Origin of the sequence: Lentilactobacillus sp. TOM.63, from assembly GCF_030361045.1 — a bacterium.
Classification (GTDB): domain Bacteria; phylum Bacillota; class Bacilli; order Lactobacillales; family Lactobacillaceae; genus Lentilactobacillus; species Lentilactobacillus dabitei.
Map to the genome: position 1 here is coordinate 1 of NZ_JAUCAP010000108.1, position 6,307 is coordinate 6,307.

Below are 6,307 nucleotides of genomic sequence, written 5' to 3' on the forward strand. Positions count from 1 at the left end.
AAAACAAAAAGAGCCCTAATCACAAAGTGATTAGAACTCGAATTTAGTTTCACCAACAACAGTTGACGAAGAGCCGACAATGTTCTAATTGTCCTTACCTCGCTTTTTGATTATTCATATTTTTACAAAGCTTGTTGACATATCCAAACGTTGTGACCTTTTAATTTAAATCGATACCAAGTCGTTTTACCCGTCGGATAGGTTTTAACGGCTTTTTTATTCGCTTTATAGGTCCGCTTAAGAATTGATTTGGCTGAACTAGTCACCAGTGATAGATACTCTGAACCATACACGTGATTTCTCAGGGCATAACGCCCATGTTTAATGGTGATGGACCGATTAGAATTCGAATATTCGATTGGATTAAAGTTCAATGCACCGGCGTAAATCCAGTATTTTTGCGCGTTAGCGGCTTTGGCAAACCGAACCCGGTACCAAGTCGTCTTGGTTGGACTCTTAACACAACGGGCGTCCAGATAGACCCTCTGGCCAGACTTAGCCAATACGTTATTCCAGTTATAGTAAAACGTAAAGTAATCAGAGCCTTTGACATGGTTATATAACCTGAACTTTTGGTAATTTGAATTGAGTCTGGCGGATTCTGTTCCCTGGCCATGATGATATCGAATGGTAACTGGCTGAGTAACCTTGTTAGAACTCGTCAGCCGGCCTTTGGATGACAACGTCGTGTGAGTGACTGTCGATGTCGAATTCGACGTGTCAGCGGCATTATAATAGTGTTTAACCAATTGATAGAAATCACTCATCGTATAGGCCTGGCCGAAAAATTGTTTCCCAGAAGTGGCGTAGTAGCCGGTTGGATCTGTATGATCAGTACCCCCGAGAAATTTCGAAACCGCATTGTGTGACCAAACGGTTCCCTTACCATCATAAGCGGCGTCATTCAACGGCAGCTTATATTGATGGAGCAATTCTGCTGTATAATTTGCGGCATTATTAACCTCTTTGGCGAAAGCAACTTTACTATGCACCTCAACTTGTTCAAATTGAATGAACTCCCCGTTCCCAGGGTAAGCACAGCCCCATACCAAATAGTTCGTGTTGGCAATATTGATCACCCTTGACGCGTCAACGTATGAATGCACAAATGCATTTTGATAATTTTGTTTCATATAAGCAATCTCGCTAAAAATTGTCGAATTAGGATTGCCGGTTTCATGAACCACAACCCCAGTCGGCTTCCCCGTAGTGTACTTGTTCTGCGGAAAGCCACTCCAAATTTGTTTGGTTACATTGGCAGGCGTCAGCTTATGGTTCAAAATGTAAGTGTTAACAGCAGAACTTGCCTCTACTTGTGAGCTGGCAACTAGCATCATCACAACGCCAACCATAAACGTTGCGACTAAGTGTCCAATAGTACGGGTTGTTTTTTGTTTAATCAATGTTGATATCCCCTCATATTTAAAATTAATCAAACGCAACAAAACTTTATTTTCGATAAACGGTACATTTATCGTAACATAGTTGTCAGCCATATGGAAAGATTGATGCATGGATGTGACAACATCTGAATATCAATGGTTTTAATATAAAAATAAAAAGCCTGACATTTGTCAGACCTTTACAAAACATCTTACTGCTCCGGCTGGGTTCGAACCAGCGACCTCTTGATTAACAGTCAATTATTCTACCACTGAACTACGGAGCAAAAATATTTAGTTAAAATGCCATGAGATTAATTTAGCATATTCTCATGATTGTTACAAGTAAAAATGCATAAAAAAAGATTTTGTGGGGAAAAGCTTCCTCCAAGATCTTAACTGCTCCGGCTGGGTTCGAACCAGCGACCTCTTGATTAACAGTCAATTATTCTACCACTGAACTACGGAGCAAAAATGTTTTTGTAATTGCGACATATATATTTATATCATATTTGCCAAAACTATGCAAACATATTTTAATTATCCGATGTGATTTTCTTTCAGAATAATGGCAACTTCCTTTTGCATTTCAGGGGTTTTCTTCCATTCTTCGAAATGATCCATATTCTCATCTGGCATTGTAAAATTCTCATTTACGTAGTGTTCATACTTGGCAACGTGAGGAGAATGTGGAATATTAAGCTGAAGGATCCGGACCTGTTTGATAAATCCTCTATCGGCTGCCAATTCCGCCCGCCCATTTTGAACCATATTGCTAATTTCGATGTACTTTGAGCCGTCATTGCGGGTAATTTCTTCAATTAACGTTAAAACTTCATTACTTTTCAAAAAATCTCCTCCTACTATCGTACTATTATACATAAAAAAACCGACAGTACAAAGACTGCCGGTTTTTAAGAGAGAAAGAGAATTGATTAGAAGGTATTTATTTAGTACCCGCACATAATATACCCACTTTTGGAAGCGCTGTCAATACTGTAATCAAAATAAGTGGCGTAAATCGACAAAACCATCAATTTAGACCACTATTATTCACAATCAACGTTATTTAATGCCAGGTAAATTTAAAACGTGGGATGGATGCAAAATCAAAGACGGGTCACTCAAAACGTGCCCAACAGAGTACCCAGAAATGTTAACTAAGCAGAAGAACACAATAACAAGGAGAACTCCCCACGTGAGTAATTGGTTCCAAATGGACATCTTCTCGCTAATCACTGATCCATAGAATAAATGGTGAACTTTTGACGGAATACTTTTATCCTGAGGGGCCTCTTTCTGCATTTGATCGGTGATTTGCTTTTGATAATTTTCAATGCTGAAGTTCTTTTGCACGCTCTTTCGTTTAGATTCAAAGGCATACTTTTCTTTTTTACTGAGCTTCTTAAACCACTGGGTGAACTCGCGATATTTGTCAGTGACTTCTTTGGTTTCACCAACCATCTTCAACTCACCATAGTTAATCCAAGCAACTTTGTCACATAACATTCGAATTTGTTTGAGAGAGTGACTGACAAAAATAATCGTCTTACCCTCTTCTTTAAATTCAGTAATCTTATCCACACATTTCTGATAGAACGTGTCGTCACCAACTGACAACGCTTCGTCAATGATTAAAATATCTGGCTTAATATGAACAGCAATTGCGAACCCAAGTCTGGAACGCATTCCACTTGAATAACTCTTAACAGGTTGATCGACGAAATCACCAATATCCGCAAATGAGATGATATCTGGCATCATTTCATCAATTTGTTCATTGGTCATTCCCTGCATTAAGGACTTTAGCCGAATATTTTCCCGGCCGGTTAAATTATTTCGTAAACCGGCGCTAATCGCAACAATCGATGTTTCACCACGAACGTCCACATAACCAGTGGTTTGGGGAATAATACCAGAAATAATGTTTGACAAAGTCGACTTACCGGAACCATTAACGCCAATCAGGCCAAGGGTTTCGCCTGGTTGAATCGTCAAAGAAATACCCATTAGTGACCAGAAATGGGGAACGGCTTTTTTAGACACCGAAAAGAATGAGCGTAACTTTTCTGATTGGGTTTTAAATAAATCATATTCTTTGGTAACGTTTTGCACTTTTACTTTATAATCTTCCAAAATTATTCTCTCCTACTCTAAGAGATTCCAATATAAACAAATCACATTATACCAAAAAGGTCGCTCAAAAAAAGGATCCGCAAGTAATCTTTGCGAACCTTTAAAAATTATTGTTGAGTCACTTTCTCCATAAGAATATTATTTATTTGGACCTCATTAGCTTGATTGGGATTGTCTGAACGCTTATTTTGCCCAAAAATATTTTTGGGTAGTGGCTGATTGTTCTGCGTAATCCGGGACTCGGCCTCTTGCTCAGATTGAACTTGTTCTGCTTTATTCGAACTTCCCAACTGTTTCTTTAAGGATGCTTCTATTTTCGAGTTGATATCACTGGCGCTTGCACTTGAGTCAAGTTTATTGAGATCATATTTGATAATCACAGCATTCAACTTATTCCCATAAGCCATGTCCGTCGCATATGTCGAAGAAAGCGCCATGGCAGCATCTGTAGATGAAAGCGCATTGTTGGTCCAAGTTCCCGAATAATAGTCTGGATCCGTCAAAGTACCATGGCGGAGAACATACGCATTATCCCGGATTGAAGCCAAAACACTCGGATATTTTTTAAATTGAGCGGCGGTCATATAATGCTTCCCCTTGGAATTATACTCTCCGGTACTCATCGTGACCGATTGACCATCATAGGTCCCTTTGATCCCAAAATAATTATTAGCTTGCACTGAGAGCTCAGAACGGCCAAAATCACTCTCGACAATTGCTTGGGCCATCATTACCGAAGGATACAAGTGATTTTGTTTACTGACCTTCACAATTGGAGCCTTCATTTGTTGGATAAAGTCGGTTTCGACGCTTGCGTTGACTACTTGATTGCTAACAAAAGAAAAACCGATAATCGAGACCCCCAGGATTATCGCTTTTCCAATCACTTTTTTAAGTCGTTTAAAAATTTGGAAAACCTCCCTAAATTCATATACCAGAATTTTATTATACATCATTTTCTGATATTTGCTACTTTAGGGTTTGAATCATGATAAACATTTAGCAGAAACCCAATATTTGTTGTTTGAACCCGGCGTTGTGATGCGATACCAAGTTGAGTGGTCCTGAATCTTGTACCCAATTTTATCGACGGTCACCTTTGTGCCAATTTTCAGATTTGTTTGGGCAACTTTGTAGTGCTTTTGCATATTCCCATTATCAACAGCTCGGTCGTAGAGCAGATTGGAAGATGCACTCTTAGCCACTACTTTAGTCGCCTTGGCGTTGGCAATTGCAACTGAGGCAGGATACGACGTGACATCGCTGCCCTTAATCCAGCCCTTAGTTTTACCGTCAGAAACCCGATACCAGAGAATTGGTCCCTTGCTGGAAGATTGAAGGGCAGTTTTATCGACTGAATAGCCTGCCTTTTTTGGCTTCAATGATTTGAGCTTGGTAACAGATTTAGCAAGTGTGGGTGTCCCAACGACGTGATTATAGAGTTTACCAGCGGACTTAACATTTGGGGTTAATCGACCAGATGTTGAACCATAATAAGTTTGAGCAAAGCTTAATGCTGGTGCGTAAACCCAAAACTTTTTAGCTTTGGTGTTTTGATAGAATCTCAATCGATACCATGAACTGGAAGTTCCTTGTTTGACGCCACGCATATCAAGGTAAACATTTACCCGATTATTGACGCCTAATGACTGCCAAGTGTACTTCTTTTCGGAGTGACTGGCGCCCTTGATATGATTATACACATAATATTTCTTATATTTACTTGAGAGCGGAACTTGGTCGGCTCCAGATGAATGATAATACTTAACTGAGGCCAATGGTGCCTTCTGAGCAACTGGAGCCGTAGTGGCCGAACTGCTGGTTGCTGAAGAACTTGAGCTCACCGCAGTTGCAGAACTGGAACTGCTGGAGGACGAAGCTGTTTCGCCGAATACCTGATCCAAATTATAAGTCTGAATCAAGTTAATCAACGAGGCCCCATAAGTCGGTGCCGTTGCGTATTTTCCGGTCAACGCATTTGCAGCTGCCACGTAACTGGATGCATTCTCTTTCCAAGAGCCTGAATAATAGCGAGAATTCCAGCTAGTCCCATTTCTCAAAGTTGAACCGTTGTCAGCAAAAGAAGCATAGGCACTTGGATACTTTTTAAAGTTAGCGGTGGTATTAACCATCTGTCCATTACTATTGTACTCGGTTGTCGGCATTGAAACCGATTGGCCATTGTAGGCCCCCTTAATCCCAAAGAAATTATTCGCTTCTGTTGTTAACTGGCTTTGTCCCCACGCACTTTCCAGTGCAGCCTGAGCCATCATCACAGAACCATACAAATTGTATTTCGTTGACGCTTTCTTCACATCACTTTTATATTCATTTATGAAGCTGTTTGCGTTTGTAGACTGAGCATATGTACTTTGGGCCGGAAACATTGAGCACAAGATCCCCATCCCAGCTACAACGATGGCAGCAAGTCCATGTTTAATTACCTTATTCAATCATTCCACCCCTTCGTTAGAACTCACACCACTATCATATTAGAAATTCAGTTAAAAATGAAGTGGTTCACAACAAATTTAAACATTTAATTCTTAATACTTTCTTAATACTTTTCAACACACATAATACTATATTATCTTGAACTTGAACACAAAAAATTAGCCTGAAAAAATCAAGAATATTTTTAAAATCAAGTTAAACACTATAACTGAATGAAGGTTGGCAACTTTTAGAGCAGAAAAAAAGTTTCGAAACCTTTTTTGGTTCTACAATATCTGTTGTTGGTAATAGATTTTATCTATTACTGATGACAGATTTTTTGTTTCTCGTTAGAA

Annotated in this window: 5 protein-coding genes and 2 tRNA genes; all 7 read right to left on the reverse strand. The window is 39.5% G+C overall.

Going from position 1 to position 6,307, the window contains the following annotated elements; all coding sequences use genetic code 11:
• Positions 1 to 122: 122 nt before the first annotated feature.
• On the reverse strand, positions 123 to 1,403 hold the full coding sequence (locus QUF07_RS12960; protein ID WP_289427813.1) for a peptidoglycan recognition protein family protein: 1,281 nt from the start codon (positions 1,401 to 1,403) through the stop codon (positions 123 to 125).
• A gap of 194 nt (positions 1,404 to 1,597) precedes the next feature.
• Positions 1,598 to 1,669, reverse strand: a tRNA-Asn gene (locus QUF07_RS12965).
• A 112-nt stretch (positions 1,670 to 1,781) separates the two neighbouring features.
• Positions 1,782 to 1,853: transfer RNA gene (locus QUF07_RS12970), tRNA-Asn, on the reverse strand.
• A 69-nt stretch (positions 1,854 to 1,922) separates the two neighbouring features.
• Entirely contained in the window at positions 1,923 to 2,231 is a 309-nt protein-coding gene (locus QUF07_RS12975) for a hypothetical protein (RefSeq protein ID WP_054746735.1), read from the reverse strand.
• A gap of 216 nt (positions 2,232 to 2,447) precedes the next feature.
• Complete coding sequence (locus tag QUF07_RS12980) at positions 2,448 to 3,521, reverse strand: ABC transporter ATP-binding protein (RefSeq protein ID WP_289427814.1); 1,074 nt, start codon at positions 3,519 to 3,521, stop codon at positions 2,448 to 2,450.
• Positions 3,522 to 3,625: 104 nt separating this feature from the next.
• The gene (locus tag QUF07_RS12985) at positions 3,626 to 4,402 is read right to left on the reverse strand and encodes a glucosaminidase domain-containing protein (RefSeq protein ID WP_502879040.1); all 777 of its coding nucleotides are present in this window, start codon (positions 4,400 to 4,402) and stop codon (positions 3,626 to 3,628) included.
• 102 nt (positions 4,403 to 4,504) lie between these two features.
• On the reverse strand, positions 4,505 to 5,971 hold the full coding sequence (locus tag QUF07_RS12990) for a glycoside hydrolase family 73 protein (protein ID WP_217341823.1): 1,467 nt from the start codon (positions 5,969 to 5,971) through the stop codon (positions 4,505 to 4,507).
• Positions 5,972 to 6,307 lie beyond the last annotated feature (336 nt).